This is a genomic window from Catenulispora sp. GAS73 (genome assembly GCF_041262085.1).
Lineage (GTDB): Bacteria > Actinomycetota > Actinomycetes > Streptomycetales > Catenulisporaceae > Catenulispora.
Window position 1 is genome coordinate 129,134 of the sequence record NZ_JBGCCM010000011.1, and the last position, 25,632, is coordinate 154,765.

A 25,632-nucleotide genomic window follows, 5' to 3' on the forward strand; every position below is an offset into this window, starting at 1 on the left:
AGCAGAAGACTTCGCCCCTCCCAGACACCCGCCTGCGGCGCGCCTCAGGGAGTCGGCAGCCCTTGGGGGGCGTTCTCCAGCTGCCGCGCCGGCTCTTCCTCCGGCTGCTCCGCCTCGGCCCAGCCGAACGCGAGCGAGCCCCCGGCCATCGCCAGCAGCATGCCGATCAGGAAGCCGCCGAGGTTGCTGGTCATCCAGCTGGCGGCGGCGAACAGCAGGGAGAGCACCGAGTAGAAGACGCGGTGCTGGGGGTCGAAGATCAGGCACAGGCCCAGCACCACCAGCAGGACCGGGACCGCGTAGCCGGCCAGGCCGTACAGGCCCATGTGGATCGTGACCTTCATCGCGGCGTGGTAGAGCGCCAGCATCTCGCCGCCGCCCAACGCCACCAGCAGGCCGCCCCAGAACGGCCGGGTGCGGCGCCAGTGCCGGAAGGCACGGCGCGCTCCTCCGTGCTCCTCGGGGGCCGGGGCCTCCGGGAAGAGGAGCGCGCCTTCTTCGTGCTCTGTCACCGTTCAGCAGCCCTTGCTCTGGAAGCTCATGCTCAGGCCGGGCAGCGAGAACGTCGACGCGGTGGTCGCGTAGCTGTCCTGTCGGACGTTGTCGATGTCCACGGTGTCCGCCTGCTGCGCGAAGGTGAACGGGTGGCCCTCGACGGACGGGACCTCGGTCAGGGTGCTGGCGTCGCGGCCGATCTGGATGTTGTTGAACGTCGCGTCGCCGGACAGGTCGGTCGAGTCCAGCACGAGGTTGGTGGCGTGCACCGGTGTGGATCCGCTGCCGGCCCGGATCACCAGGTTGATGCCGACCAGGTTGACGCTCTGGCACAGGTTGGTGATCTGCGCGTCCCCGATGACCGAGGTCATGACCACGGCCTGGCCGTTGGAGCTCTTCAGCCAGGGGTTGCCCTTCAGACCGGAGTCCAGGTCGCCGTACTGCTGGAAGTTCGACCCGTGCAGGTGGCTCGCGGTCACCACGAACGGCATGCCCGAGATCGCGAACTGCACGCCGAGCGCGCCCTGCGCCGTCAGGATCACGAGTGCGCCGGTGGTGGCCAGCGCGGCCACTCCGGGTATCGCGGCGCGGCGGTAGCGGACCTTGCCCTCGGCCTTGACGGATTTCGTCGCCATTCGGCTCCTTTCCGTTCCTGTCACCAGGCGCGGGGCTTGCCGGCGCGATCGCCTGGACGAGATGGAACCAGCACCGGCACGGCTGGAATGTGACATGAGTCACCTGCTAGGTGACTGACGGGTAACATACTCTCAGGGTTTTGAATCGGTCAACCGTTCGGAACCTGATTCTTCGGGCGCTGATTCAGTCGCTGCCGACACCGGCGTCGGCCTGCGCCGGGACACACGGAGCCACCGAGCGGGGATGATCTGCCAGCGCGGCGTTCGACGCCTTCGCGGCGAGCTCGGGGCCGACGAAGGGCGCGACGACGAAATAGACCAGACCGGGCAGCAGGTTCGGGAGTTCGGTCACGCGGCCGTTGGCGATGTACCGGTAGAGGGTCCCGTACGCGCCGGCGACCACCGCGTTCACCAACTCCCCGCGGTCCACGGCCGGCGGCGTGGCCGGGGCCAGGGCGAAGAAGGCCTCGAAGTCGCGCAGGCGCTCGGAGCGGGCCTGGCGGCCGGCCGGGCCGACGGCGTCGATCTCGACGATCGCCGCGGTGGCGAAGGCCGGGACGCTGGCCAGGACGTCCAGCAGAACACTGAGAACCGCGCTGGTGGCACGGGTCCAGGTCTCGACGTCGGGCTCGGCGATGTGGGGGGCGGTCCCGCCCACGGCCTCGTCGATGTCCACCGTGTCGCAAAAAGCGTGCCGCAGCATGGCGAACAGCACGTCCGTCCCATGCCGGTAGGCGGCCAGGAAGGCCCCCTGCTTGCTCTCGAAGTGCTCGTAGAACGCCGGTCGCGTGACGCCGGAGACCCGGCAGATGTCGCTGACCGAGGCGTTCGCGTAGCCGCGTTCGGCGACCGTGCGCACCAGGCCGTCGTACAGCCGGTCCCGCTGCGTCGCCACGACCTGCTCGCGCGGCACCCGGCTGGGCCCGCGTTTGATCGCCCTCTGCGGATCACGCGGGGAACGCGCGCCGGGCAGCGGGGCCAGAACGGGTGAAACAGGCATCTTCTCCCCCGGGGGCTTGACTGGAGAACTCCGCGGAGTTACAACTCCCACGGGTTTTGTTACCGGCCGGTATCAGAGTGTGATCTGTATTCGACCCCTGAAAGTCTGTGCTCGAACCCTGCAAGAGCGCTCTTCGATCTGCACAAACGCCTACTCGATCGTGCTTCTCCCCGGCGTCGTCGTCGACGCAGTCCCCGCTCATCTGACATCCCCGCTGACGAGGGAGCGTGAACATGGCTGTCCCAGGCCTGTTCCATCGGTTCAGATTCCATCGGTTCAGAAAACGTGCAGCCGCCGCGGTCGCGGCCGCCCTGGCGCTCGTCGCCGTGGCCGCCTCGCCGTCCGCCGCCGCGACCGGGCAGCCTTCGGGCCCGTACACGGGCATGGGCACGTGCCCCACCTCCAGCACCCAGATGCAGGACCCGAATCAGGCCGTCGTGGGTTGCGTGGTCGCCACCATAGGCGGTGGCGGGTTCTCTGTGGGTTCCACTCAGGTGAACTTCAGCTCACCGATGACCGTCACGTTCGGCGTCACCTGGGCCAAGGGCGGCCCCACGGTCACGTTCCCGGACAAGACCACCGCGCAGCTGTTCTCCACCGTGACGCCGACCGACGGCAACGAGCTTCAGGCCGGCCCGCTGGACGTGCCGATCCCCGGTCTGTCCAACTTCTGGCCCGGCGTCACCAGCGCCATCGTCCAGATCGAGCTCGCCGGTCCGATCGCGAACTTCGCCCCGCTGTCCGCCGGCGAGAATTACCCGCTGTTCCAGCTGCCGATCAAGCTCCATCTGATGAACCTGTTCCTCGGCCCGGACTGCTACGTCGGCTCCGACAGCGCCCCGATCGTCCTGAGCCCGACGGCCGGGACCACGAGCCCGCCGCCGCCGAACCAGCCGGTCAAGGGCAGCACCGGCACGATCTCCATCGGCCGGGACCCCAACGGCTTCCGGCCCATGATCGTCGGCTTCAACGGCGCGACGCTGAACGACAACGCGCTGGCCGTGCCCTCGGCCAACGGCTGCGGCCTGTTCGACACCGCCGACTGGATCGTGAACCTGCTGTTCGGCCTGCCCTCGGCGGCCGGCCACAACGCCATCACGCTCTCCTCGGTCACCACCGCGCTCGCCGTCGACAACAGCGACAGCGACCTGATCAACGCCATCAACGCCACCAGAAAGTGAGTCCGTCATGCGCACCCGTACCCTCGCCCTGACCGCTCTGGCCGCCGCCGGCCTCGTGCTCGGCGCGGCCGGCCAGGCCGGCGCCAGCACCGGCGGTGTGCTGACCGTCGGCAGCGCCGGCGGCACCAACGCGAACGTCGGCGACACCCTCACCGGCGCGATCAACAGCGACTTCATCTTCACCACCAGCAGCGGCACCATCGACTGCAGCACCGGCTCGTTCACCGCCGGCGTCACCGCCAACCCGGCGGTCGGCTCCGGCAACGCCACCGAGTCCATCACCGGCCTGCACGCGGACCCGGCGAACTGCAGCACCACCATCGGCGGCACCATCGGTGTGGTCAGCGTGGAGATCAACGGCCCGGCGAACGGCACCGTCGTGGACGGCTCCAGCCCGACGCTGAAGGTCACCAACCTGGACGAGCAGGTCACGCTGGCCTCGTTCCTGGGCGACGTCACCTGTGACTACGGGACCACCGGCTCGGTGACCGAGATCGACGGCGCGCTGTCGAACGTGAGCAAGTCGATCAGCTTCGCGACGCAGAACGTCAACCTGATCAGCGGATCCGGGCTGTGCCCGAGCAGCGGCACGTTCAGCGGCGGAGTGGGTCCGGTGCTGGACTCCTCGCAGAGCAACCAGGCGGTGTACGTCAATTAAGGGAGGCCGCGGGGCGGAAACTGACAGCGAGCCCTCACAACCAATACGCTGAACCGCCCCACAAGCGGAGGGGCCCGGTCGGGCTCCGGGCTCCTCCGCTTCTACCTCGTCTTGTCCAGGTAGCGCCGGCCGAGCTCGACCAACGCCGGAACCGCCGCCCCGGCGCGTTCGAAGCCCTCGCCGAGGGTCAGGCCGTGCTCGTGGCGGTAGTGGATGCCCTCCAGGATCACCGCGAGCTTGTAGTGGCTGAAGGCGATGTACCAGTCGAGGTCGTCGACGATCAGGCCGGTCGCGCTCTGGTAGCGGTCGACGATCTCGCGGCTGCCGGGGAAGCCCTCCTGGTTGGTCAGGCCGCCGCCGCTGGCCGCCAGGATGTCCTTCGGCGGGTGGCCGGGGTCCTCCCAGTAGGTGAGCAGCAGGCCCAGGTCGGCCAGGGGGTCGCCGAGGGTGGACATCTCCCAGTCGAAGACGGCGGCGACGGCGAAGCCGCCGGTCTCCCCACAGCCGGCGAGCCGCATCATCACGTTGTCCAGCCGGTAGTCGCCGTGCAGGATCGTCGAGCGCTGAGTCACCGGGACGGCGGCGCGCAGCCCGTCGCCGAGCTCGAACAGTCCCCTGATCTCACGGCTCTGTGATGAGGCGTACTGCCTGTCCCACCGGTCCAGCTGCCGGTGCAGGTACCCTTCCGGACGCCCGAAATCGGCCAGTCCCACCTGCGCCGGATCGACTCCGTGCAGCGCGGCGAGGACGTCGACGAGGCTCTCGCCGACCGAGCGCCGCTGCGCCGCGGTGAGCGTCGCGCACTGCTCGCGCGTCCGCAGCACCACGCCGTCGACCTTCTCCATCAGGTAGAAGGGCGCGCCGATCACGTCGGTGTCCTCGCACAGCACGTAGGCGCGCGCCACCGGCACGGTCCCACTGCCGTGCAGCGCGGAGATCACGCGGAACTCGCGGCGCATGTCGTGCGCGGTGGGCAGCACGTGCCCCAGCGGCGGCCGGCGCAGCACCCAGGCGCGGCCGTCGGCGTCGCGGACTTCGTAGGTGAGATTGGAAAGACCGCCGGCGATCAGCTCGGCGGTCAGCGGGGGTCGGGCCTCCAGGTGCGGGACGGCGGCGAGGTAGCCGGCGACGGCTGCCGGGTCGAGCCCGGACAGGGCGGGCGCGGCGGGGTCTGTCACCCTTCGAAAGGTATGGCCTATCGTTCCGTCGCGGAAGAGCGAAGATTACGGCGCGAGGGAGCAGGCAGTGGACATCCGACTCGACGGCAAGGTCGCCCTGGTGACCGGCGGTTCCCGCGGCATCGGCCAGGCCATCGCGGCCACCTACGCGGCCTGCGGCGCCCGGGTGGTGATCAGCTCCCGCAAGCTCGACGGCCTGGAGCGCGCCGCCGAGGAGATCCGCGCGCAGGTCCCGGACGCCGAGGTGCTGCCCTTCGCCGCGCACGCCGGCGACCCGCAGGCGGCGCACGACTGTGTGAAGTTCGCCGTCGACACGTTCGGGACGCTGGACATCCTGGTCAACAACGCGGCGACGAACCCGCACTTCGGCAACGTGATCGACGTGGACGCCGCGCGCTTCGACAAGACGGTCGAGGTCAACCTGCGCGGCCCGCTGATCTGGACCCAGGAGGCCTGGCGCCAGGCGATGAACCCGGAGGCGGAGCGGCCCGGCGGGTGCGTGATCAACCTGTCCTCGGTCAGCGGCCTGCAGTTCAACGACCCGCTGGGCGTCTACGGGACCACGAAGGCGGCGCTGATCCACCAGACGAAGCACCTGGCGGGCGAGCTGGCGCCGGCGGTGCGCGTGAACGCGATCGCCCCGGGGCTGGTGAAGACGGAGTTCGCGCGGATGCTGTGGGAGGGCGCGGAGCCGGACGCGAAGTACCCGTGGGCGCTGGAGCGGCTCGGAGAGCCGCAGGATATCGCGAACGCGGCGCTGTTCTTGGCGAGCGAGCTGGCTTCGTGGATCACCGGGGAGGTGCTGGTGGTGGATGGTGGGGCGATGATCAAGGGTGGGATTTGAGGGGTGGCTGGGCGGGCGGGGCTCGGTCGGGGCTCTGTCGGGCCTCGCATTTTGTTAGGACGTTTTCGCCCCTTTTATAGGTATAGCGCCCACGGCTGACATCGACTCACGCCCCCGATGTCCGCAGCCCGCCTCACGCTCCCCGCTCACTCCCGGCTCACGCCCCCGAAGCCCGAGCTGCGGCCACCAGCGCCGCAGCGATCCGCGCGACATCCCCTTCCGCCGTCACGTACGGCGGCATGACATACAGCAGCTTCCCGAACGGCCGGATCCACACGCCCTGGTCCATCGCCGCCTTAGTCGCCACACGCATGTCAGTCGGCTGCTCCATTTCGATCACCCCGATCGCGCCCAGCACCCGCACGTCCGCCACGCCTGGCAGCTCGCGCGCCGGTTCCAGCCGCTCCGTCAGCAGCTTTCCGATTCCGTCCACCTGCGCGCGCCATGCGCCTTCCAGCAGCAGTCCGGTCGAGGCGTACGCCGCCGCGCATGCCAGGGGGTTGGCCATGAACGTCGGTCCGTGCATCAGCACCGGGGCCTCGCCGCTGGAGATCCCGTGCGCGACGCGGGTCGTGCACAGCACCGCGGCCATCGTCATGTAGCCGCCGGTCAGGGCCTTGCCGACGGTCATGATGTCCGGGCTGACGTCCGCGTGCTCCGCGGCGAACAGCTCGCCGGTGCGGCCGAAGCCGGTGGCGATCTCGTCGAAGACCAGCAGCAGGCCGTGTTCGTCGCACAGCCCGCGCAGGACCTTCAGCACTTCGGGGTCGTAGAAGTGCATCCCTCCGGCGCCCTGGACGACCGGCTCGACGATGATCGCCGCGAGCGTGTCGGCGTGCTGGGCCGCCAGCTGCGCCAGGTGCGCGGCGTACTCCTCGGTGAGGGTCTTCGGCGGGCGGTCGGCGAAGACGTGCTCGGGCAGCACGTCGGCCCAGAGCTGGTGCATGCTGCCCGCCGGGTCCGTCACGGCCATCGCGCCGAAGGTGTCGCCGTGGTAGCCGCCGCGGACGGTCATCAGGCGCGTGCGCGACGCGTGGCCCTGTGAGCGCTGGTACTGCAGGCACATCTTGATCGTGACCTCGACCGAGACCGAGCCGGAGTCGGCGAAGAACACGTGCTCCAGGCCGGCCGGGGCCATGGCGGTCAGGCGTTCGGCGAGGCGGACGGCCGGGGCGTGGGTGAGGCCGCCGAACATCACGTGGGCCATGGATTCCAGCTGGTCGCGGATGGCCTGGTCCAGAACCGGGTGGCGGTAGCCGTGGATCGCCGACCACCAGGAGGCCATGCCGTCGACCAGTTCGCGGCCGTCGGCCAGGCGGATGCGGACGCCGTCGGCGCCTACGACCGGGAAGGGCTCGACCACCGAGGGCATCGGGGCGTAGGGGTGCCAGACCTTGTCGCGGTCGGCGGCGGCGAGTTCGGGGGTCCAGGGCAGGGAGGTCCGGGGCAGTGCGTCGGTCACCGGGCAATGAAAACACTTCGGCGTGCGCGGCTCCCATCGCCGCTCGTCACGGGGACGCTCTACTACCGCGGTTCAAACTTCTGGGGGACAACTCGGTGTGCCTTCCGCCGTTCGGCTCATCGATCGGCATATATGAGGAGGAAGCGGCGCACATGTATCGGTATGCACCGCTCATCCGCCACGAACCTGAGGAAGACCAGAGTGCGCACCGGGACCCCGCGCAACACCCGCCGGACCCTCGGCGTCGCCGCCGTCGCCACGCTGCTCGGCGGGGCCCTCGGCTCGGCCGCCGCGCCGGGCACCGCGAACGCCACCGTTCAGCCGGTGGCCACGCCGATTCCGCTGACCAGCGTGCCGACCGACGGCGCCACCGGCATCCGGACCGAGGTGCCGGTGAGCGTCACGGCGCAGTCCGGGGAGAAGCTGGCCGCGGTCACGCTGGCCGCGCCCGACGGGAACTCGGTGCCGGGGTCGCTGAACCCTGAGGGCACCGTGTGGACCGCGGACAACCACCTGCGGACCCACACCAAGTACACGCTCACGGCGATCGGCGTCGCCTCCGACGGCACCCAGGTGACTCGGACCTCGTCGTTCACCACCTTCTCCCCCACCTCCGACAGCCAGCTGAAGTTCCAGACCACCGAGCCGCAGAACGGCGACCTGGTCGGCGTCGGCATGCCGATCCTGGTGCAGTTCACGCATCCGGTCACCGACCGGGCGGCGGTGGAGAAGGCGCTGGTCGTGCAGACCGACCCGCCGCAGCCGGGGCACTGGAGCTGGCTGTCGGACGCGCGGCTGGACTGGCGGCCGGAGAGCTACTGGCAGCCCGGGACGAAGGTCCGGGTGTCGCTGAACCTGGACGGCGTGCCGGCCGGGGCCGGGCAGTACGGCGGCAACGACACCTCGTTCGCCTTCAACGTCGGGCGCAAGCAGCTCTCGCTGGTGGACCTGTCCAAGCACGAGATGACGGTCTACGACAACGACAAGGTGATCCGCTCGATGCCGGTCACCGGCGGCAAGCCGGGCGACGACACCTGGGGCGGGACCATGGCGGTCATCGACAAGGCGGCGTCCGTGCACATGCAGTCGCGCACCGTCGGGTTCGGCGACGCGTACGACATCCCGAACGTACAGTGGGCGATCCACCTGACGTATTCGGGCACGTACATCCACGCCGCGCCGTGGTCGGTCGGGTCGCAGGGTTATGCGAACGTCAGCCACGGCTGTGTCGGACTGTCGACCGACCGCGCGGCCTGGCTGTTCCAGAGCACGCTGCCCGGGGACCTGGTGCAGGTGGTGAACTCGCCGAAGACCGTGGCGCCGGGCAACGGCTACGGGGACTGGCAGGAGAACTGGAGCCAGTGGCTGAGCGGCAGCGCGGTGAAGGCTTAGGCTTTCGCCGCTGCCGGCCCTAGCCGCGGCCCGCGCCCACGCCGCGCGGTCCGGGAAGGTGCGCGCTTGACCTGGAGTCGACTCCAGGTCGTAGCGTCGCGGTCATGACGATGAACTACCGCGTCCTCGGTGCCACCGGCATCGAAGTGAGCACCTACGCACTCGGCACCATGATGTTCGGCGCGATCGGCAACCCCGACCACGCCGACAGCGAGCGGATCATCCACGCCGCGCTGGACGCCGGGATCAACTTCGTCGACACCGCGGACATGTACTCCACCGGGGAGTCCGAGGAGATCGTCGGCAAGGCCCTGAAGGGCCGGCGGGACGACGTCGTGCTGGCCACCAAGGTCCACTTCTCGCTGGACGGCGAGCGCAACCACGGCGGCAACTCCCGGCGCTACATCACCCGCGCCGTCGAGGACAGCCTGCGGCGGCTGCGGACCGACTGGATCGACCTGTACCAGATCCACCGTCCGGACCCGAAGACGGACATCGAGGAGACCCTCGGCGTCCTGACGGACCTGGTGCGCGCCGGCAAGATCCGCTCCTTCGGCAGCTCCACGTTCCCGGCCGAGCAGACCGTCGAGGCCTGGCACGTGGCCGAGCGCCGCGGCCTGATGAAGTTCCGCACGGAGCAGCCGCCGTACTCGATCCTGGCCCGCGACATCGAGCGCTCCCTCCTGCCGACCGCCGAGCGCCTGAACATGGGCGTCCTCACCTGGAGCCCGCTGGCCTGGGGCTTCCTGAGCGGCAAGTACCGCCGAGGCACGGACGTGGACTACACGGTCGGCCGCGCCGCCCTGCGCGCCGAACGCTTCGACCCCACGCTGCCGGCCAACGCCGCGAAGTACGACGCGGTCGAGGACTTGGCGAAGCTCGCCGACGACCTGGGCGTCATCCTGCCGCAGCTGGCGACGGCGTTCCCGCTGGCGCACCCGGCGGTGACCTCGGTGATCATCGGCCCGCGCACGATGGAGCAGCTGGAGTCCTCCCTGGCCGGGCAGGACCTGGTCCTGGACGACGCGACGCTGGACCGCATCGACGAGATCGTGCCGCCCGGAACGGACCTGGTGTGGGTGGCGGAGGGCGGCGGCTGGCTGCCGCCGGCGCTGAGCGAGAAGGCGCTGAGGCGGCGCGGGGCCGGGGACCGCGCGGCGGCTACGGCCACGGCGGAGGAGCCGGTCGCGGAGACGGCAGCGCCGGACGAATCGGCGTCGGACTCGGCGGACGATTCGGCCGAGTGAAGGACCCCGGGATCCGCGGGCGGGCGGGAGCGCCCGCGGATCCCGGCCCGAGCGGAGATAATCGCAGCATGATCGAATCAGTCGCCACCGTCGCCACGGACCGCCCCGCGCGCTATCTGAAGCAGCTGGTCTCGCACCTCGGCCGCGAGGTCGACGCCGAGCAGTCGGAGGACGGCCAGAACGGCGCACTGATCTTCAGCTCAGGAGGCTGCACCCTGTCCGCCGAACCCGGCACGCTCCGCATGACGGCCCGCGCCGAGGACGCCGAACGCCTCGCGGCGGTCGAGGCCGTGGTGGCGCGGCACCTGGTGCGCTTCGGGGAGAAGGACGAGCTGGTGGTGGAGTGGTCGGCCGCGGCGGAGGTTTAGGCGGCGCGGGCTGAGGGGGCGGCGAGCTCGCGGCTGGCGAACGCGCGATGGGCCGCGCTGGCACGCAAGCGCCGTAGCCGCGAAGTAGCCCGCGCGGTGCATTCGCGGCTCGGCGAGCGTGCGACTAGCTGAGCCGCGGTGGACCCCGGGCAGAGAGCAAGCGGGTCGGCTGCGGCGGAGATGCGGGGTCGGAGCTGGCGAAGGCGCCTACCGCAACAGTCGCCGGAGCACAGGCAGGCGGGCACGCCAGCTGCGGCGGAGATGCGGCCGGAGCAAGCTCGGCGTTTCGCGCGCTTACAGCTGATGGAGGCGGCCGGCGCAACATTCGCCGGGGCACAGGCAGGTGAGCACGCCGGCTGCTGCGGAGGTGCGGACGGAGCAAGCTCAGCGTTTCGCGCGGAGCGCAGGCAAACGAGCACGCCAGCTGCGGCGGAGGCGCGGTCGGAGCAAGCTCAGCGTTTTGCGCGCTTACAGCTGGTGGAGGCGCCTACCGCAACACTCGCTGGAGCGCAGGCAGGTGAGCACGCTGGCTGTGAAGTGGTCGGCCGCAGCGAAAAGGTGCCGAAAGAGCGCTGCGAGCGCGGCAAAGGTGCAGTGATCAGGTGCGGCGGCGATGTGGCCGATTCGGGCCGGGCATCGCGACTGTGCTGGTCAGCGGTCTCGGCCGGCTCGCACTCGCCGCACCAGGTCTCGCGCTGCGTCGTCCCAGTGCGGGTGGGCGAAGCGGAAGCCGGCGTTGGGGAGGCGGCCGGGGATCACGCGGCGGCTCTTGAGTAGCAGTTCGGTGTCTGAGCGGAGGGCGAAGGCGCCGATCGTGGCCATCGTGCGGGTCGCGGGGAGGCCGATGGGGGTGCCCCAGGCGTGGCGCAGGGTGCGCATGAAGTCGCGTTGGGGGAGGGGGTTCGGGGCGGCGAGGTTGACTGCGCCGGTCAGTTCGGGGTGGGTGGTGAGGAAGTCGAGGGCGGCGACGAAGTCGCGGTCGTGGATCCAGGACACGTACTGGCGTCCGCCCGCCACCGGGCCTCCTAAGCCGAGGCGGGCCATCCAGGCCAGGTAGTCGAAGACGCCGCCGCGGTCGGGGGTCATCACCATCGCGGAGCGCAGCGCCACTTTGCGCGTGTGCGGGGTGTTCGCCTCGGCCTGTTCGCGCTCCCAGTTCTTGGCGATCTCGACGCTGTAGGCCCAGTACGCCGGCACGCCGCTCTCCGCGCCGCCGATGACGCCGTCCTCGTCGTTCGGTGCGCCGAAGGTGTGCTGGTAGATGGTCGCGGTGCTGGCCTGGAGCCAGACTTGCGGCGGACGCTCGGCGCGGGCGATCGCCTCGCCGACCACGCGCGCTGACAGCACGCGCGAATCCATCATCTCCTGGAGGTTCGCGGGCGTGTACCGGCAGCTGACGCTGCGTCCCGCCAGGTTCAGGACGACGTCGCACCCGTCGATCTCCCCCGCCCACGCGCCCAACGTCCGCCCGTCCCAGCGCACCTCGTTCGGCCGCCGCGGGTTCCGGCTGAGCACGACGACCGAGTGGCCGGCCGCCGTGAACGCACGCTCCACGACCGCACCGACCTGTCCGGACCCGCCGGGTATCACGATCTTCACTTTGCGCCTCCCGTTTAAGCGATCGCTCAAATCGTAGTGGAGACGGTTTCGCGCAGGTCGGCGGGGTCCGGATCCACCTCTAGACGTCCGAGACGTCCGAGACGCCGGGCGCGCCGTAGACGGTCGCCAAACGCCCCAAGCCGTCCGCGCCGTACCCCTGCGCGACGGCCCGGTCGATCGCGGCGTGCACGGCGTCGAGCATGCCGGTGTCCAACCCGTGCGCACGCGCCGCGGCAGCGATGTGCCGAATGCCGGAGGCCGCGGAGGCGATCGTCGAGCGTGTACCGGGGAAGTCCCCACTTTCGATCTGGACCGCGAACCGCGTCGCCATCTCCGGCAGCAGCCCGCCGAAGCCGGAGGCGAAAGCCGCGAACTCGGTCGGCGCGATCCCCTCGGCGGCGGCCAGGGCGAAGGAATGCAGCAGGCCGTTGGTCGCGGTCGCGAACAGGTCCAGCAGCGCCACGTCGAACGCGCTCGCGCGCGCCGGATCGGGACCGAGGTAGACGATGCGTCCGCCGAGGACCGACAGAGCCGACGCCACGACGGCGTGAACCTCCGGGTCGCCGCTCAGCAGGACCGTTCCGGCCGGCGTACCGATCATGGGCGTCGGCGTAAGGATCGCGCCGGGCAGGTAGGCGATGCCCCGTGACGCCGCCCACGCCGCCGTCTCCCGCACCTGGCCCGGATCCCCGCTGGTCAGATTCACCAACGGACGCCCGCCGAACTCGACGCCGTCCACCACCCGACGTACCGCCTCGTCGTCGATCAGGCACGCCACCACCACATCCGCCGCGAGAACCGCCTCCGCGACCGAGCCGGCCTCCGAGACCAGATCCGACAACGCCGAAGCCTTCCCCGGCGTCCGGTTCCACACCGTCACCACATGTCCCGCGCGAGAGAACGTCGAGGCCAGCGCCTGTCCCATCGGACCGAGGCCGAGTACTGCGATCTTCTGTGCATCACCGATCTTCTGTGCGTCACTGTCCATGCCGCGAAGCTAAAGCCTCACATTGACGTGAGAGTCAACCCCGCGTTCTCCTGGTTCCATGAAGATCGGCGAACTCTCCCGCCGCACCGGCGCCTCGATCCGGGCCCTGCGCTACTACGAGGAGCAGGGCCTGCTCGCCCCGACCCGGCTGCCCAGCGGCTACCGCATCTACGACGAACGCAGCGTCGCCACCGTCCATCGCATCCGCGTCCTGCTCTCCGCAGGGCTGGGCACGTCGGCCATCGCCGAGATCCTGCCGAACGTCTACGACGATTCCGTGGTCCTCACCGGCCGCTGCCCGGAACTGCACGAAGGCCTGGCTGTCGAGCGCGCACGCATCACCAAGCAGATCGAGGACCTGGAAGCGGCGCGGGACATTCTGGACTCGCTGATCGGACGGCCGCTGGTGATCACCGGCGGCTGAGGAAGCCACACCTCAGCTCAGGCAGCCTCGGTCACGGCTCCCAGCAACGCCGGCAGAAAGAGCCGCTCCAACGTCCCCGGCGGCAACTCCCCCGGCTCCACATAGCTCTGCGCCAGCGCGCCCTCGCGAATCGCGATCAGCATCCTGACCAGCGACTCCAACTCCACCCCGGCCCGCACCCGCATCCCGGCGCGCGTCAGCAACTCCCCCAGCAGCCGCACCGCCTCCGCGCGCAGCCCGGCGTCGTGCTCCGCGAGCCGCTGCGCCGCCTCCGGGTCCCGGATCGCCGACAGCGTGAACTCGGTCGTCACCAGGTACCAGGTGCGCTCGGCCTCGTCGAACTCCGCGAGCGCCGCCGCGATGTCCGCCAGCGTCAGCGGTCCCGTGCCGAGAGCCGCCGCCTGCTTCTCGAAGCGTTCCAGGACGCGCTCGGCGTGCCGGTCAAACAGTGCGAAGAAGAGCTCTTCCTTGCTCGCGAAGTTCGAGTAGAAGGCGCCGCGCGTGTAGCCGGCGCGTTCGCAGACGTCCTCGATGCGTGTGCCGCCGAACCCGTTCTCTGCGAACGCCTCCAGCGCGGCGTCGAGCAGCTTGGCCAACGTCTGCGGCCGGCGCTTCGTCGTTCCCTTGGGCACGGGTTCTTGACACCTCCTCCTGGTGCGGCAACGATACAGGAACGCATCCGATACGGAAATGTATCCGATAACCGGAAGGGCCGCCATGACCACCACCGAACCGGACGTTCAGCACGTCGAGCAGGCCGTGGGCAATGTCGCCCAGGAGCTCTACTTCCCGGTCCCGCCGACCTTCGACGACGTCGCGGCCGAGCGCCAATACCGCAAGGAGCAGCTTGCCGCGGGCTTCCGGATCTTCGGCCGGTTCGGCTTCTCCGAGGGGGTGGCCGGGCACATCACGGTGCGCGACCCGGAGTTCCCGGACACGTTCTGGGTCAACGGTTTCGGGCAGTCCTTCAGCCAGATCAAGGCCTCCGACCTGATCCGCTGCGACCACGAGGGCAACGTCCTGGAGGGCCGCTTCCACGTCAACCGCGCGGCGTTCGTCATCCACGCCGAGGTGCACCGCGCGCGCCCGGACGTCATCGCCGCCGCGCATTCACACTCGCTGCACGGCAAGGCTTTCGCCTCCCTGGGCATCCCGCTGGACCCGATCACGCAGGACGCGTGCGCCTTCTTCGAGGACCACGGCCTGTACCTCGGGTACGGCGGCGTGGCCAGCGACGTCGAGGAGGGCAAGCGCATCGGCGCCGCGCTGGCCGGCTACAAGGCCGCGATCCTGCAGAACCACGGCCTGATCACGGTCGGCGAGTCGGTGGCCGAGGCGGTGTGGTGGTTCGTGACGATGGAGCGCTCGTGCCAGGCGCAGCTGCTGGCGATGGCTGCGGGGACGCCGAAGCTGATCGACCGGGAGACCGCGCTGATGGTGCGCGAGCAGATCGGCGGGCACTTCGCGGGGTGGTTCCAGGCGCGGCCGCTGTGGGATCAGATCACGGTCTCGGACCCGGACCTGTTCGGCTGAGAGCGCTTCGATCGAGGTGGCGACGCGGCTGGCGCGCGGGCGTCAGTCGAGCCATTCCAGGAGCACGTCGGTGTCATCGGCCTGCATGGAGCTGCGCACGACCGGGTCCATGAGCTCCACCGAGCCGACGTGCTCCAACTCCATCGCCCACACCGCTTCCAGCCCGGCCAGTTGGGCCAGGCGCGCGTAGCCGCTGCGCAAGGTCGCGCGGTTCTTCAGCCGCAGGCAGCGGCGCAGCGCGTGCTGCACGACGACCGCGTCGCCGGCGTATGTCAGGGGCCAGGCATAGTCGGTCGGGCCCCAGGCGCCCACGACCGACGGCATCACACTCCCGACCCCGCCCAACTGCTCGCAGCGCCGGACCACGGCGATCCGCACCGCCTCGGCGGTGGTGTCGTTGACGAACACGGCCTGCAGCACCTCGGGCGTGATCCCGGGCCGGCGCACCAGCCGCATCCGCGCGCTCTGGGCCGCGCGCTGGTGGCCCGCGATCCACAGATGCCACCGCCGCGGCCCGGGTAACCACACCACCGCACGCTGCACGGCCCACGCACCTCCGCGCGGGGTCAGCCGCACGATCAGCACCAGCGTGAGCACGATGGAGAACACCGCTACGACGGCGTGGATCACATCGGTTCACGCTAACGCAGAACGCTGACGAAGGTGCGCGGCTGTTGCCTGGTGAGTGTTGCCAAAAGACAACTGGCAACCGCCGGGCCGGCAAGTGGCGGGCGGCGGCGTATCGCGAGCAGCCCGGGTCACCGGCGATCCGAACCGCGAGTCGGCCGAACTCCGCACTCGGACGGCGAGCGCCGCCGAATCGCAAGCGGCCCGCACCCCAAGCGGCCCGCACTCCAAGCGGCTCGAACCCCAGGCGACTCGAACCCCAAGCGGCCCGCACCCCGAACGGCTCGAACCCCGAGCGGCCCGCACCGCGAGCAGCCCGTACTCCAAGCGGCCCGCACCCCGAGCGACCCGCACCCCAAGCGGCCCGCACCCCGAGCAGCCCGCACTCCAAGCGGCCCGCACCCCGGCCGACTCGAACCGGGAGCACCACCGACGCGCGAGTGGCACGCACTGCGAGTCGTCCCACACCCCAAGCGCCCCGAACCCCAAGCGGCGGCCGCCGGACCGAAGTCCGACGGCCGCCGCGCGTGGCCCGCCGGCGCCCGGCGTCGGCCCTGTCTCAGGACGTCAGCGCCGACCCCGCCGGGTCCGGCCCGGACCCGGCGCGCCGGGCGGGCCGGTCCGGTATCAGCGCCGGGTCACGGCATCGCCGCCAGGTGCGGGGCGACGGTGTTCACGAAGCTCCAGCCGTTGCTGGCGTCCCAGTTGATCGACCAGGTCATCGCGCCGCGGATGGTCGGCCATTTGGTCGGCGGGACGTACGAGCCGCAGCTCGTCCCGGCCGCCAGGCAGTCCAGCGCGTTGTTCACCACCGACGGCGCGACGTAGCCGCCGCCGGCCGCGCTGCCGGAGGCCGGCAGGCCCAGGCCCACCTGGTCCGGACGCAGCCCGTTCTGCAGCTGGATGCAGGCCAGCTCGGTGAGGAAGTTCTCCGTGCCCTCGGCGTAGACGCCCTGGTCGCAGCCGTTCATCGTGCCGGAGTTGTAGTACTGCATGTTGACGATCGTGAGGATGTTCTTGATGTTCAGCGCCAGCTGGAAGTACGCCATGCCGGTGGACTGCATGTCGATCGTCTGCGGGGCCATCGTGATGATCAGGCCCGAGCCGACCTTGCTCGACAGTGACTGCAGCGCCTGCGCCATGTACGTGGCGTTGACGCCGTTCTCCAGGTCGATGTCGACGCCGTCGAACCCGTAGCTCTGCATGATCCCGTAGACGCTGTTGGCGAAGTTGTTCGCGGACGTCGAGTCGGCGACGCTGATCGCGCCGTTCTGCCCGCCGACCGAGATGATCACCTTCTGGCCGCGCGAGTGCAGCGTCGCGATGTCCGCCTTGAACTGCGCGTCGGTGTACCCGCCGAGCGCCGAGGACAGCCCGGAGTCGACGCTGAACGTCACGCCGCCGGGGTTGCTCGGGTCGGCGTTCGCGAACGCCACCGCGACCAGGTTGTACCCGGCCGGCACGGCCGCCAGGCTCAGCGGCTGCGCGGCGTTCACGAAGTCGTGCCAGTAGCCGGTCAGCACGTGCTTGGGCAGCGAGCCGTTGCCGCCGCCGGAACCGGCCGTCGTCGCGCTCACCGCCGAGGACTTCGCGGACTCGCCGGCGGAGTTGGTCGCCGAGACCGCGTAGCTGTAGGTGGTGGAGGGGCTCAGGCCGGAGTCGGTGTACGACGTGCCCGACACGCTCCCGACCTTCGAACCGCCGCGGTACACGTTGTAGCCGGTGGCGCCGCTGGACGCGCTCCACGACAACGACACCGAGCTCGACGTCGTCCCACTCACCGACAGACCGCTCGGGGTCGGCGGGACCGAGGGACCGCCGCCGGTCGTGGTGCCCGTGACAGCCCCGGACTGCGCCGACTCCCCTGCGGAGTTCGTCGCGGTGACCGTGTAGCTGTAACTGGTCGAGGCGCTCAGACCGGAGTCGGTGTACGACGTGCCCGACACACTCGCGACCTTCGAACCGCCGCGGTACACGTTGTAGCCGGTGGCGCCGCTGGACGCGCTCCACGACAACGACACCGAACTCGACGTCGTCCCGCTCACCGCGAGGCCGGTCGGCACGGGGGGCACCTGAGTCTGGCCACCCGGTCCGACCAGCGAGACGTCGTCGGCGTAATACGTGCCCTGCGCGTACCAGCCGTGCAGGTAGATCTGGACGCTCGTGGTCGAGGCGCCGGTGGTGAAGCTGGTGCTCAGCTGCTGGTAGGAGGTCGCGGACGGAGTCCACGTGGAGCTGTAGTCGGTGGCGCCGAGGTAGACGTAGGCGCCCTGGACGTAGGCCGACAGCGTGTACGCCGAATTCGGCTGCACGGCTATCGTCTGCGTGCACTGCGCGTCGTCGGAGTTGTTGGCGGCTCCGGCCAGCGCGTGGCTGCCGCTGTGGACGGGCGAGGACACGACACTGCCGGTACCGGCGTCACACGTCCACGGGCTCAGGCTTCCGGTCTCGAAGCCTGAGTTCACCACCAGGTTGCTGTCGGCGCGAGCGCGGGAGGCGCTCAGGGCGACGGACATCGTGGCGGCTATCAGGACTGCGGCCAGCATGGCCGCGAACGCACGGAGGCGCGTTCTTGCACAGGTCAAAGCACACCTCTCACGGGGAAGACTCCTGGATCTTGTGGGGTTAGTGGTCTACACCACAGGGGCTGTGTTCAAAATGGTGTAGACCAGACGGGGTGTCAAGAGTCTGAACGCCTGGCGATTCCTAAGGGAATGCAAAGGTTCGCCACGGCTCGGCGAGAAGCCTGCTTGGTTCGGTGATCCCGCGACGGCAGAAGCCGTCGTGGACCCGGAACCGGAAGGAACTCCCATGACGTTTCGCAGAAGGCTGATCCCGGTCGCCGCGCTCGTGGTCGCGATCGGCGCTTCAGCGGCCGGGGCGGCCACGGCTGCGGAGACCGGTGGCAGCAGCGGCGGCGGCGCTGACAAGGCACCGAAGACGAGCTGCAAGGTCGAGCTCAACGGTGATGCCTTCAAGAAGGAGACCGAGGCGAAGATCGCCGGCAAAGCTGCGGGGACGGTCGCCGAGAAGGCCGCCGGCAAGGGCCAGATCGTGGCCGAGGGCGGGGGCGGGCAGGCTCTGGCCGCGTGCAAGAAGAAGGTCGCGATTGTCGGCTTGGACACGGTCGCCGCGAAGCTCGGCGTCTCGAAGGACGCATTGGTGCTGGCGCTGAAGCAGACCGAGCAGTGGGCGGTCGGCTCCGCGACGAAGCCCTCGGTGGCGCAGTTCGAGGAGCACCTGGCAGGCCTGCTGCACGTGCCGGTTTCCAAGGTGACTTCGGTTTTCGGCAGCTTCAAGCACGCCGCCGTGAAGCCCGGCGTGTGATCCTCTCAGCACGGTCTCAGCCCACGAAGCCAGACTGCCGACCATGCGCATCCTGGTAGTGGACGACGACCCGGCCGTCCGCCGCGCGCTGGAACACGCGTTGCGGCGCGACGGTTATCAGGTCGCCCTGGCCGCCTCCGGCACCGAGGCCCTCAGCGAGCACGCCGAGAACCCGCCGGACGCGCTGGTCCTGGACGTCATGATGCCCGAGCCGAACGGGCTGGAGATCTGCCGGCGGCTGCGCGAGGCCGGCGACGGCACGCCGATCCTGCTGCTCACCGCCCGCGATCTGATCGACGACCGGGTCGCGGGGCTGGACGCGGGGGCCGACGACTACCTCGTGAAACCCTTCGCGCTGGCCGAATTGCGGGCGCGTCTCAGGGCTCTGCTGCGTCGGACCACCGCCGCCGCGACCGAGCACCTCGCGTTCAGCGACATCGTACTGGACACCGCGGCGTGCCGGGCCACCCGCGCCGGGCGGAACCTCGCGCTGACCCGGACGGAGTTGGCGTTGCTGGAGATGTTCCTGCGCAATCCGCGGCGGGTTCTGAGCCGGACGCAGATCTTCGAGACGGTCTGGGGCTACGACTTCGGGCCGGACTCGAACGCGCTGTGGGTCAGTATCAGCTGTCTGCGATCCAAGCTGGAGGGCGACGGCGCGGCGCGGGTGATCCAGACGGTGCGAAGCCTGGGATACGTGCTGCGGGAGGACCCGTGAACCTGCGGACGCGGGTCGCGATCGGCGGCGGGGTGACGGTGGTCGCGGCGGTGGCGCTGGTCGGGGCGATCGAGTACCCCGCGATCGGCGCCGGGCTGCGCGCCAACACCGACGCCGACCTGGTCGCCACCGCCGACGAGGCGCCGAGCACGTACGGGAAGCTGCTGGCCGTGGAGACCGCCAAGGAGAAGCTCGGGCTCGGTGGGGTGAACGCGAGCTCGAAGATCGCGGTCGGCAAGGGTTTCATCGAGCTGGTCAATACCCTGCTACCGGAGGTGCCCGGCAAGGGCACGCCGGTCGACGAGCGGGACAGGTCGGTCGCTGCTGGTACCGCGCCTGCGTACTTCGCCGATGTACGCAGCGGGGGCGTGTTGTATCGCCGCTACACCGCGGAGGTGCCGGGGCATCCGGGCGTGCTGGTCCGGGCTTCCACGCCGGAGTCGGACCCGACCGGGACACTGAACCGGCTGAAGTGGTTGCTGGTGTTGCTGATCCCGGCGGCCGGGCTGCTCGCCGCGGTCGGCGCGCGCCTGCTGGCCGCGCGGGTGCTCAGTCCGGTCGCGCGGTTGACGGCGGCGGCCGAGCACATCGCCGCCACCGGGGACCTGTCAGCGCCGATCGCGGTCGCGGGGCGGGACGGGGACGAGGTGGCGCGGTTGGGGTTGGCGTTCAACGCGATGACGGCGGCGCTGGACGGGTCGGTCGGGGCGCAGCGGCGGTTGGTGGCGGACGCCTCGCACGAGTTGCGGACGCCGTTGACGTCGCTGGTGACGAATCTGGAGCTGTTGGCCGAGCGGCCGGATGATCCGCAGGCGCCGACGTTGATCGGCGAGGCGTTGCATCAGGCGCTGGAGTTGGCGGAGCTGACCAGCGATCTGGTGGATCTGGCACGGTTCGGGGAGGCGCCGGCACGGAACGAGGTGGTGCGGCTGGATCTGCTGTGCGCGGATTCGGCGGCGCGGCGTGGGGCTGGGGCGGAGGTCGACCCGGGCAACGCGGCGGTGACGGTGCGGGGAGATCCGGCGGCTTTGGAGCGGGCGGTCGGGAATCTGGTCGACAACGCTTTGAAGTTCGGGACGCGGGCTGTGGTGGCGGTACGGGTGTCGGCGGGCTCGGCGGCGGCGGTCGTCGAGGTCACGGATGACGGGCCGGGGATCCCGGAGGCCGATCTGCCGTACGTCTTCGACCGGTTCCACCGCTCGCCGGACGCGAGGGCTCTGCCGGGATCGGGGCTGGGGTTGGCGATCGCCAAGCAGGTCGCCGAGGCGCACGGCGGCCGGATCGAGGCCGTGCCGCGGCCGGTCGGGGCGTTGCTGCGGATCACTCTCCCGGTCGCAGCAGCACCGTGAACGGCACGCCGATGCGGCGCCAGGCCTCGGCGGCTTCCTCCCAGACCTCCAGGGCGATGCTGTAGGCGTCCAGGTCGGCGAAGGCGAAGGTGTTGCTGTCCTCGACGACGGTCAGGATCCCGCCGCCGCTGCCGGGCTCCGGCGGGGGCAGCCACTGCAGGTCGGCGAGGCAGTCGGCCAGGGCGTCCCAGTTGTGGCCGAAGTAGGCGGGGAAGCGGTATGAGCGTTCGCACTCCTCCAGGAACTGCGCCTTGTCCCGGACGCGGGAGCAGTCCACGAAGACGCAGCGCCAGGCGATCTCCTCGGCCTCGGCGCTGATGTCGGAGGCGGGACGCTCGGAGTTCCAGACGTGGACTCCGGGGCCGAACTCGCCGAGGACGTGGGCCAACGCGGTCATGTCGCACCACCTCGCAGCACCCAGAGGAACGACTTGTAGTGGTCCGGGGTGTAGTAGAGCTCGCCGTCGCGCCCGAGGATGAGGCGCCGCGCGCCGCGATCAGCGGCCCCGGGCGTGGCGACGGTGTACTCGCGGTAGTAGCCGCTCGGCTCGGCCGGCAGCTGGCGCTCACGATTCTGGAACGTGACGCCATCCTGGCGGTACTGGAAGGTGCCACCGTCGTCGATGCGCTTGATGACGTCGCGCGCCTCGGCGGGAAGGCTCGCCTCGGCGATCGAGCCCATGCCCGCCGGCTTGGCCGCCGCCGAACTGGAGCTCGCCTTCGGACTCGAACCCTTGCTCGACGAGCCGCCGCAGCCCGCCAGCCCGAGCGCCGCCGCGATCACGAGCACGAGCAGGGCCACGAGCGGCGTGGTGCGGCGGGGCGACGCGGACGGGGTCACGGTCGGAGCCTAACTCACGGTGATCATCAGGGCACGCGGTCGACTGCCGCTCGGGCCGGCGCGACCCTGCCACGCCGGCCCGCGCAAGCTACCCCCGAAGCATCCCACTCAGCTCAGCCGCGGCCGCCCTCGGGTCCTCCGCCTCGGTCAGCGCCCGCACCACCACGATCCGGCGCGCGCCGGCGGCCAGCACCTCGGGGAGGTTGCCGGCGTCGATGCCGCCGATGGCGAACCAGGGGCGTGCGCCTTCCGGGGCCAGGCGGGCCGCGTACTCGACCAGGGGGAGGCCGGGCGCCGGGCGGCCGGGCTTGGTCGGGGTCGGCCAGACCGGGCCGGTGCAGAAGTAGTCCACTCCCGGTACGACGGCCGCCGCCTCGACTTCGGACTCGGCGTGGCAGGAGCGGCCGATGATCGGTTCGTCGCCGATGATGCGGCGGGCGATCGGTACCGGGAGGTCGTCCTGGCCGAGGTGCAGGATGTCCGCACCGGTGGCGTAGGCGATGTCCGCGCGGTCGTTCACCGCCAGGAGCTTGCCGTGGCGCTTGCACGCGTCGGCGAACACTTCGAGCGCGTTGAGCTCCTCGCGCGCCTCCATGCCCTTCTGGCGCAGCTGGACGATGTCCACGCCGCCGGCGAGGACCGCGTCCAGGAACTCCGGCAGGTCGCCCTGCTTCTCGCGGGCGTCGCAGCACAGGTAGAGCCGTGCGTCCGCCAGTTTCTCGCGGGGGTCTGTGTCGCGGGAGTCTGTGTCGCGGAGATCTGTGTCGCGGAAGTCTGCGCCAGCCCTCACAGCTCGGCCTGCGCGCGCCGCCGCACCTCGGTGCCGCGGTTCTCGCGCAGCGCGTCGACGGGGGTGCCGGGCAGCGAGTCGTCGGGGGTGAACAGCCAGCGCAGGGCTTCCTCGTCGGTGAACTTCGCGTCCTTGAGCAGGGTCAGGGTGCCGGTGAGGCCCTTGACCGTGTGGTCGTCGACGATGAAGCCGGCGGGCACGTGCAGGGCGTTGTTCTCGCCGCGGCGGACGGCGATCAGCTGGTTGTCGCGCAGCAGCTGGCGGATGCGGGTCACCTGGACGCCGAAGCGCTCGGCGATGTCCGGCAGGGTCAGCCACTCCCCCACGAGCGCGTCGAGGGCGGGGTCGATCGAGTCGCGGTGGGCCTCGGCGTTCATGGTCCCAACTGCGGTGTTCTTCTCAGTCACGCCCACAAGCATGCCAGGAGTTTTAGAGAACCGCCGCCGTTAACGCCGCTGCGGCATCGGCCACCCGGGCGGCGTCCATGACCGCTCCGGCGGTCACCAGGCGGCGGCCCTGCGCCAGATCGCGGGGGCGGCCGACGGCCAGCACCGCGGTGAGCCGGGCGTGCGGGTCGAGCCAGCACACCGACCAGGTCGGCGCGGCCAGGTCGCCGCGCAGCACCATGCGGTCGGCGGAGGTGTGGTGGCCGACGTACTGCACCATCCGTCCGAACTGCTCGCTCCAGAAGTACGGCACCGGGTCGTACACGGCCGCGCCGACGCCTTCCAGCACGTTCGGCACCAGCGCCTGGGGCCCGCGCAGCGCGTTGTCCCAGTGCTCGACCCGGATGTGCCGCCCGCCGTAGCGCACGCTGCGGTACGCCGCGACGTCCCCGACCGCGAACACGCCGGGCACGTTCGTCTCCAGGTGCTCGGAGACCAGCAGCGAGCCGTCCTTGGCGCGGTGGAACGCCTCACCGAGCCAGCGGGTGTCCGGCCGCGCGCCGACCGCCACCAGCGTGTGGTCGGCGCCCGGCGGCGGGCCGGTGACCGGGTCCGAGCACTTCAGGTCGGCGCCGGCCTCGGCGTACCAGCCGGCCATGGCCTCGCCGACGGCCGCCGGGAACACCAGGGCCAGCGGCCTGCTCCGCGCCTCGTGGATCACGACCTCGGTCCCGGCGTTGCGGGCGGCGGTGGCCACTTCGGCGCCGATCCACCCGGCGCCGACGATGGCGATCCGCCTGCCGCCGGTGATGCGCTCGCGCAGCCGTACCGAATCCTCGTAGGTCCGCAGCGTCTCGCCGAAGCCGAGCTGGATCGGCGTCGAGCCGGTGGCCACGATCAGCCGGTCGTAGGGCAGCTCCACGCCGGTGTCGGTGGTGACCACGCCCGGCGTCCAGCCGACGGCGCGCTCGCCGAACCGGCACTCGACGCCGGAGTCGGCGAAGTCGAACGCGAAGGCGAGCTCCTCGACCTTCTCGACGGTGCCGCGGCCGTTGCCGGCCAGCACGGCTTTGGACAGCGGCGGCCGGTCGTAGGGCGCGTGCTGCTCCTCGCCCAGAAACGTGACCGCGCCCGGGAAACCCTTTTCGCGCAGAGACCGCACGGTGTGCAGTCCCGCCATGCCGCCACCGACGACCAGAACACGTTCCAGCTTCATCGTCCGCCACTGTATCCCGTGGAAATCATGTATGGGCCATCATGGTCGCCGTGGCGAGCGAGGACTACCGGGAGACCCCGATCGAACCGGACGACGAACCGGACGACGCGGACGGCAGCGCCGACATAGCGGCCGACGACGGCGGTCCGGACCGGGGCCGCTCCCCGCACGCCGTGCAGCGCGTGACCTGGGCCGAGTTGTTCTTCGACCTGGTCTTCGTGTTCGCGGTCACCCAGGTCGCGCACGCGGTCTACGTCGGTTCGGGCTGGGCGGACCTGGGCCGCTCGGTCCTGCTGTTCGTGCCGTTCTGGTGGGCCTGGGTCGGCTGCGCCATCCTGTTCAACGGCCTGGTGATCTCCGCGACCAGGCGGCACCTGGTGCTGCTGGCGATCGCCGGCGGCGCCTTCGTCATGTGTATCTCGGTACCGGACGCCTACGGCAATCGCGGCGTGCTGTTCGGCGCGGCTTACCTGGTCACCCGGATCCTGCTCGGGATCACGATGCAGGAGCGCGACGCCTTCCAGATCCGGCTGAACCCGTTCACCGTCGGTGTGCTGGCCGGCCTGGCCTGGACGCTGGCCGGCCTGCTGCCGGCCGACACCCGGCAGTGGGTGTGGCTGGCGATCGCGCTGGTCGAGCTCGCGGTCCCGATAGTGCTCGGACACCGGCTGGACTACATGCAGTTCGACGCCTCGCACCTGCCGGAGCGGTTCGGGCTGTTCGTCATCATCGCGCTCGGCGAGACGCTGGTCGGGATCGGGCAGGGCGGGACGCGCAACGCGCTGCACGGCGAGGAGGCCGTGACGCTGTTCGTGGCGTTCCTGTTGTCGTGCGGGCTGTGGTGGACGTACTTCCAGTACGGCGCCTCGGCGACCGAGCACGCGCTGAAGGTGGCGAAGGTCCCGGCGGTGCTGGTCCGGTCCTCGTTCTCCTACGGGCACATGCTGTTCGTGCTGGGCATCATCCTGGCCGCGGCCGGGATGTCGCAGGCGGTCGCCGATCCGCGGGCGCATCTGCACGGCGTGCACGCGCTGCTGCTCGGCAGCGGCGTCTCGCTGTACATCGCGACGTTCTGCTACACGCGGATCATGATGTTCGGCGGGGCTTCCTATACGCGCGTGGTGGCCGCGCTGTTGGCGATCGTGGTCACGGTGTTGTCGCCCGGGCTGCCGGCGATCGTGCCGCTGGCGTTGTTGGCCGCTCTGGTGATCGCCCTGAACGCGTTCGAGTTCTATTGGGTGAGTACCGGGAAACCGCTGATGCTGGTGAACGTCTGGCAGGGCGCAGCCGGACGGTGACGCGGTGCGGCGGTGAAGATCCGGTGTCCGCCGGACCGCCCCCGCCGTACATCGGACGTCGGATCTAGACTGATGAC

The 25,632-nt window shown here is 70.5% G+C and carries 27 protein-coding genes; 12 read left to right on the top strand and 15 right to left on the bottom strand.

The window, feature by feature from the left end; genetic code table 11:
* Positions 1-44 precede the first annotated feature (44 nt).
* The 3 genes from ABH935_RS18425 to ABH935_RS18435 form a co-directional block, all read right to left on the bottom strand.
* The gene (locus ABH935_RS18425) at positions 45-512 is read right to left on the bottom strand and encodes a DUF6114 domain-containing protein (protein WP_370379126.1); all 468 of its coding nucleotides are present in this window, start codon (positions 510-512) and stop codon (positions 45-47) included.
* A 3-nt stretch (positions 513-515) separates the two neighbouring features.
* Entirely contained in the window at positions 516-1,130 is a 615-nt protein-coding gene (locus tag ABH935_RS18430; RefSeq protein WP_370379127.1) for a DUF6230 family protein, read from the bottom strand.
* Between the two features lie 184 nt (positions 1,131-1,314).
* Positions 1,315-2,130, bottom strand: a complete 816-nt coding sequence (locus ABH935_RS18435; RefSeq protein WP_370379128.1) for a TetR/AcrR family transcriptional regulator — start codon at positions 2,128-2,130, stop codon at positions 1,315-1,317.
* Positions 2,131-2,363: 233 nt separating this feature from the next.
* On the opposite strand from ABH935_RS18435, the gene ABH935_RS18440 reads away from it, so the two are divergent.
* Complete coding sequence (locus tag ABH935_RS18440; protein WP_370379129.1) at positions 2,364-3,311, top strand: hypothetical protein; 948 nt, start codon at positions 2,364-2,366, stop codon at positions 3,309-3,311.
* 7 nt (positions 3,312-3,318) lie between these two features.
* Positions 3,319-3,969 carry a hypothetical protein gene (locus ABH935_RS18445; RefSeq protein WP_370379130.1) on the top strand — a complete coding sequence of 217 codons (651 nt, stop codon included), beginning with the start codon at positions 3,319-3,321 and terminating at the stop codon, positions 3,967-3,969.
* A gap of 101 nt (positions 3,970-4,070) precedes the next feature.
* Here ABH935_RS18445 and ABH935_RS18450 read toward each other — a convergent pair whose 3' ends face one another.
* Positions 4,071-5,147: a phosphotransferase family protein gene (locus ABH935_RS18450; protein WP_370379131.1), complete on the bottom strand. Its 1,077-nt coding sequence runs from the start codon at positions 5,145-5,147 to the stop codon at positions 4,071-4,073.
* Positions 5,148-5,214: 67 nt separating this feature from the next.
* Here ABH935_RS18450 and ABH935_RS18455 point away from each other — a divergent pair, with 67 nt between their 5' ends.
* A complete protein-coding gene (locus ABH935_RS18455; protein ID WP_370379132.1) occupies positions 5,215-5,991 on the top strand; it encodes an SDR family oxidoreductase in 777 nt (258 codons plus the stop codon).
* A 157-nt stretch (positions 5,992-6,148) separates the two neighbouring features.
* Here ABH935_RS18455 and ABH935_RS18460 read toward each other — a convergent pair whose 3' ends face one another.
* Positions 6,149-7,363, bottom strand: coding sequence for an adenosylmethionine--8-amino-7-oxononanoate transaminase (locus ABH935_RS18460; RefSeq protein WP_370379260.1), 1,215 nt, complete (start codon positions 7,361-7,363; stop codon positions 6,149-6,151).
* A gap of 291 nt (positions 7,364-7,654) precedes the next feature.
* Between ABH935_RS18460 and ABH935_RS18465 the strand changes: the two genes are divergently transcribed.
* The 3 genes from ABH935_RS18465 (at position 7,655) to ABH935_RS18475 (ending at position 10,460) form a co-directional block, all read left to right on the top strand.
* A complete protein-coding gene (locus tag ABH935_RS18465; RefSeq protein WP_370379133.1) occupies positions 7,655-8,845 on the top strand; it encodes an Ig-like domain-containing protein in 1,191 nt (396 codons plus the stop codon).
* Positions 8,846-8,955: 110 nt separating this feature from the next.
* Positions 8,956-10,092, top strand: coding sequence for an aldo/keto reductase (locus ABH935_RS18470; RefSeq protein ID WP_370379261.1), 1,137 nt, complete (start codon positions 8,956-8,958; stop codon positions 10,090-10,092).
* A 68-nt stretch (positions 10,093-10,160) separates the two neighbouring features.
* Positions 10,161-10,460 carry a DUF2218 domain-containing protein gene (locus ABH935_RS18475; RefSeq protein ID WP_370379134.1) on the top strand — a complete coding sequence of 100 codons (300 nt, stop codon included), beginning with the start codon at positions 10,161-10,163 and terminating at the stop codon, positions 10,458-10,460.
* Positions 10,461-11,111: 651 nt separating this feature from the next.
* Here the strand turns inward: ABH935_RS18475 and ABH935_RS18480 are convergent.
* Both ABH935_RS18480 and ABH935_RS18485 read right to left on the bottom strand, forming a co-directional pair.
* Complete coding sequence (locus ABH935_RS18480; protein WP_370379135.1) at positions 11,112-12,059, bottom strand: TIGR01777 family oxidoreductase; 948 nt, start codon at positions 12,057-12,059, stop codon at positions 11,112-11,114.
* 79 nt (positions 12,060-12,138) lie between these two features.
* Positions 12,139-13,047 carry an NAD(P)-dependent oxidoreductase gene (locus ABH935_RS18485; protein ID WP_370379136.1) on the bottom strand — a complete coding sequence of 303 codons (909 nt, stop codon included), beginning with the start codon at positions 13,045-13,047 and terminating at the stop codon, positions 12,139-12,141.
* A 58-nt stretch (positions 13,048-13,105) separates the two neighbouring features.
* Here ABH935_RS18485 and ABH935_RS18490 point away from each other — a divergent pair, with 58 nt between their 5' ends.
* On the top strand, positions 13,106-13,471 hold the full coding sequence (locus ABH935_RS18490; RefSeq protein WP_370379137.1) for a MerR family transcriptional regulator: 366 nt from the start codon (positions 13,106-13,108) through the stop codon (positions 13,469-13,471).
* Positions 13,472-13,488: 17 nt separating this feature from the next.
* Here ABH935_RS18490 and ABH935_RS18495 read toward each other — a convergent pair whose 3' ends face one another.
* Positions 13,489-14,103, bottom strand: coding sequence for a TetR/AcrR family transcriptional regulator (locus ABH935_RS18495; RefSeq protein ID WP_370379138.1), 615 nt, complete (start codon positions 14,101-14,103; stop codon positions 13,489-13,491).
* Positions 14,104-14,188: 85 nt separating this feature from the next.
* Here ABH935_RS18495 and ABH935_RS18500 point away from each other — a divergent pair, with 85 nt between their 5' ends.
* Positions 14,189-15,004 carry a class II aldolase/adducin family protein gene (locus ABH935_RS18500; RefSeq protein WP_370379139.1) on the top strand — a complete coding sequence of 272 codons (816 nt, stop codon included), beginning with the start codon at positions 14,189-14,191 and terminating at the stop codon, positions 15,002-15,004.
* Between the two features lie 42 nt (positions 15,005-15,046).
* Here the strand turns inward: ABH935_RS18500 and ABH935_RS18505 are convergent, their stop codons facing one another.
* Both ABH935_RS18505 and ABH935_RS18510 read right to left on the bottom strand, forming a co-directional pair.
* On the bottom strand, positions 15,047-15,634 hold the full coding sequence (locus ABH935_RS18505) for a hypothetical protein (RefSeq protein ID WP_370379140.1): 588 nt from the start codon (positions 15,632-15,634) through the stop codon (positions 15,047-15,049).
* A 635-nt stretch (positions 15,635-16,269) separates the two neighbouring features.
* Positions 16,270-18,177 (bottom strand): glycosyl hydrolase family 18 protein, encoded by a 1,908-nt coding sequence (locus tag ABH935_RS18510; protein ID WP_370379141.1) that lies wholly within the window; start codon positions 18,175-18,177, stop codon positions 16,270-16,272.
* Between the two features lie 265 nt (positions 18,178-18,442).
* On the opposite strand from ABH935_RS18510, the gene ABH935_RS18515 reads away from it, so the two are divergent.
* From ABH935_RS18515 to ABH935_RS18525, 3 genes are read left to right on the top strand one after another with little or no spacing between them, the layout of a single operon-like run.
* Positions 18,443-18,958 (top strand): hypothetical protein, encoded by a 516-nt coding sequence (locus tag ABH935_RS18515; RefSeq protein ID WP_370379142.1) that lies wholly within the window; start codon positions 18,443-18,445, stop codon positions 18,956-18,958.
* Between the two features lie 43 nt (positions 18,959-19,001).
* Positions 19,002-19,676 carry a response regulator transcription factor gene (locus tag ABH935_RS18520; RefSeq protein WP_370379143.1) on the top strand — a complete coding sequence of 225 codons (675 nt, stop codon included), beginning with the start codon at positions 19,002-19,004 and terminating at the stop codon, positions 19,674-19,676.
* Positions 19,673-21,025, top strand: a complete 1,353-nt coding sequence (locus ABH935_RS18525; protein WP_370379144.1) for an ATP-binding protein — start codon at positions 19,673-19,675, stop codon at positions 21,023-21,025. Before ABH935_RS18520 ends, ABH935_RS18525 begins: the two co-directional genes overlap by 4 nt.
* Here ABH935_RS18525 and ABH935_RS18530 read toward each other — a convergent pair.
* The 5 genes from ABH935_RS18530 to ABH935_RS18550 form a co-directional block, all read right to left on the bottom strand.
* A complete protein-coding gene (locus ABH935_RS18530) occupies positions 20,997-21,422 on the bottom strand; it encodes a barstar family protein (RefSeq protein ID WP_370379145.1) in 426 nt (141 codons plus the stop codon). The two genes, ABH935_RS18525 and ABH935_RS18530, sit on opposite strands and share 29 nt — an antisense overlap.
* The gene (locus tag ABH935_RS18535; RefSeq protein ID WP_370379146.1) at positions 21,419-21,865 is read right to left on the bottom strand and encodes a ribonuclease domain-containing protein; all 447 of its coding nucleotides are present in this window, start codon (positions 21,863-21,865) and stop codon (positions 21,419-21,421) included. Before ABH935_RS18535 ends, ABH935_RS18530 begins: the two co-directional genes overlap by 4 nt.
* 88 nt (positions 21,866-21,953) lie before the next feature.
* Positions 21,954-22,580, bottom strand: coding sequence for a thiamine phosphate synthase (gene thiE / locus ABH935_RS18540; RefSeq protein WP_370379262.1), 627 nt, complete (start codon positions 22,578-22,580; stop codon positions 21,954-21,956).
* A gap of 71 nt (positions 22,581-22,651) precedes the next feature.
* A complete protein-coding gene (locus ABH935_RS18545; protein ID WP_370379263.1) occupies positions 22,652-23,032 on the bottom strand; it encodes an Rv2175c family DNA-binding protein in 381 nt (126 codons plus the stop codon).
* A 52-nt stretch (positions 23,033-23,084) separates the two neighbouring features.
* Positions 23,085-24,257 (bottom strand): NAD(P)/FAD-dependent oxidoreductase, encoded by a 1,173-nt coding sequence (locus ABH935_RS18550; protein WP_370379147.1) that lies wholly within the window; start codon positions 24,255-24,257, stop codon positions 23,085-23,087.
* Positions 24,258-24,307: 50 nt separating this feature from the next.
* Here ABH935_RS18550 and ABH935_RS18555 point away from each other — a divergent pair, with 50 nt between their 5' ends.
* Complete coding sequence (locus ABH935_RS18555; RefSeq protein WP_370379148.1) at positions 24,308-25,555, top strand: low temperature requirement protein A; 1,248 nt, start codon at positions 24,308-24,310, stop codon at positions 25,553-25,555.
* Positions 25,556-25,632 lie beyond the last annotated feature (77 nt).